This window comes from Caulobacter sp. P1_B12_2 (genome assembly GCF_056406675.1).
The window spans coordinates 1-2041 of sequence record NZ_JBFTZS010000626.1 but is presented as its reverse complement, the minus strand read 5'-3'; the positions used below and the strand labels follow the sequence as shown (position 1 = coordinate 2041).

The following is a 2041-nucleotide window of genomic DNA, read 5'->3' as shown; positions in this document are numbered from 1 at the left end:
GACCAGGGTGTATTCGAGGATCAGGCTCCAGCCCACGAACCAAGCGACCGGCTCRCCCATGGCCACGTAACTGTAGGTGTAGGCGCTGCCCGAGGCCGGGATCATCGTCGACAGCTCGGCGTAGCACAGGGCCGCGCAGGCGCAGACCGCCCCGGCGATCAGGAATGACAGCATCACGCCCGGCCCGGCCAGGCCGGCCCCGACGCCGGTCAGGGTGTAGATGCCGGTGCCGACGATAGCCCCGACGCCCAGGGCGATCAGGTGGTACCAGCTCAGCGTCTTCTTCAGGGCGTGGGCCGGATCGCCGGCGGCGGTGTCGATCGCCTTGCGGCGGTTCCAGATGCTCAAGTTTCTTCTCCCGACTCTTGGCCGGGACGATGGGCCAGGCGCGCCGGGGCGCCAAGGGGGAGATTGAACCCCGCCGAGGAGGTTTCCTGACAAGCTTGTACGTCGTCAGCTCACAGGTTGGGTGAGCATCGCCCCCTTCCCTCACCCTTGTGGGGAGGGTGGCCCTGCCGGAGCCAGGGTCGGGTGGGGTTTGATGAGTCGGCAGGCCCCACCCGCCCGCTTCGCGTCCACCCTCCCATTAAAGGGGAGGGAAGAAAGTCTGATCCCTCAGATCACCGCGTCGAACGCCGCCCAGCTCGGAACCTGGGCGTCGGACCCGGGCTTGCGGCCCCGGTTGGCGATGCGGGTGTAGAGCAGCTTCACGCAGCGGCTGCCGGTTGTCTCGAACAGGAACGGGAAGATCCCGTGGACGAAACACGCCGCGCCGCCCAGCAGCATCGGGAAGGCGAAGCTCCAGGCCACGCCCATGTGCTCGCCATAGGTCTCATCGACCGAACGCGGATGGCGGGTGAAGAGGTCGAGCATCGGAATCCCCGGGATGACGCGTTATTCCATGATGCCGCGCCTGGCGAGAATGACATCGTCTCAGATGCGCGATTGTGGCAGTTAAGGAGAATTCCATTCTCCCGAGAGGCCCGTTCAGAGAATGACACCCCTGGACCAGATCGACCGCCGCCTGCTGACCATCCTGCAGCAGGACGCCACCACGCCCATCGCCGAGCTGGCCGAGCGGGTGGGCCTGTCCCAGACCCCGTGCTGGAAGCGGGTCAAGCGGCTGCAGGACAGCGGCGTGATCACCGCCCGCGTCGCCCTGATCGACCGCGAAGCCCTGGACCTGTCGCTGACCGTGTTCGTGGCCGTGAAGACCGGCCGCCACGACGAGGATTGGCTGGCCACCTTCGCGGYCGGGGCCAAGGCCCTGCCCGAGGTGGTCGAGTTCTACCGGATGAGCGGCGACGTCGACTATCTGCTCAAGGTGGTGGTCCGCGACATCGCCGCCTATGACCGCTTCTACCGCCGCCTGATCGCCACGGCCCCGCTGACCGACGTCTCGTCCAGCTTCGCGATGGAGCAGATCAAGTTCACCACGGCCTTGCCGATCGGGGTGGGGTGAGGTGTGGGTGGAGGGCAAGACTCCTGATCTGCGTGCGGCGAACACTTGCCGCCTACGGACCGCCTCGCGGTCGTCTTCCCCCGCAGGGGGAAGAGGAGTCGTGCGCGCGTCCTCCGCCCCCTCTGGGGGCGGACAGGCGGCCTAGCCGCCAGGTGGGGGCAAGTGGGTGTGATCCCACGCCAATCTGGCTGTGAGCGATTGGGGAGGCGCGGAGCGGTCCGGGCCCAGCCCGGATGACCGTGATTGTGAATGTGCGTTTCGGCGGCGCGTCCCCCTGAGGCCGAGCTCAAGGACTGGCGTCGGGTCGCCATCAGATATGACCGCTACCCGACCGTTTTCTGTCCGCCATGACCCTCGCCGCCATCGTGCTCTCTGGCTATGCGGAATGAGTCCAGAGCCTAAGGGGCGTCACGAGCCCCCAGCACGGTGGACGCAGACAGTTCCGGCGCCACGATGGCAAGGTCGTAGCCGCGGATGAGCGCGCGCCATTCCGGCGTCAGGGCTTCCAGATCGGCGCTGCGCAGGCCGCGCAGATCCACCAGGAACCAGTCGCCCGGCGGCGTGCCCGACGGGCGGGCC

The 2041-nt window shown here is 67.6% G+C and carries 4 protein-coding genes; 1 reads left to right on the top strand and 3 read right to left on the bottom strand.

From position 1 onward, the window contains the following. Together AC1DZ6_RS24195 and AC1DZ6_RS24190 are read right to left on the bottom strand one after the other, a co-directional pair. Positions 1-348: amino acid permease (locus AC1DZ6_RS24195; RefSeq protein ID WP_477099650.1), on the bottom strand; the 348-nt coding region annotated here is incomplete at its 3' end. Between the two features lie 267 nt (positions 349-615). Beyond that, on the bottom strand, positions 616-873 hold the full coding sequence (locus tag AC1DZ6_RS24190; RefSeq protein ID WP_477099649.1) for a DUF6356 family protein: 258 nt from the start codon (positions 871-873) through the stop codon (positions 616-618). 121 nt (positions 874-994) lie between these two features. On the opposite strand from AC1DZ6_RS24190, the gene AC1DZ6_RS24185 reads away from it, so the two are divergent. Further along, entirely contained in the window at positions 995-1462 is a 468-nt protein-coding gene (locus tag AC1DZ6_RS24185) for an Lrp/AsnC family transcriptional regulator (RefSeq protein WP_477099648.1), read from the top strand. Between the two features lie 398 nt (positions 1463-1860). Here AC1DZ6_RS24185 and AC1DZ6_RS24180 read toward each other — a convergent pair. Continuing rightward, positions 1861-2041: hypothetical protein (locus AC1DZ6_RS24180; RefSeq protein ID WP_477099647.1), on the bottom strand; the 181-nt coding region annotated here is incomplete at its 5' end.

What these genes read in the sequence shown, in the direction of transcription:
- AC1DZ6_RS24190 (WP_477099649.1), bottom strand. Translation starts at nt 873, where the DNA reads ATGCTCGACCTCTTCACCCGCCATCCGCGTTCGGTCGATGAGACCTAT.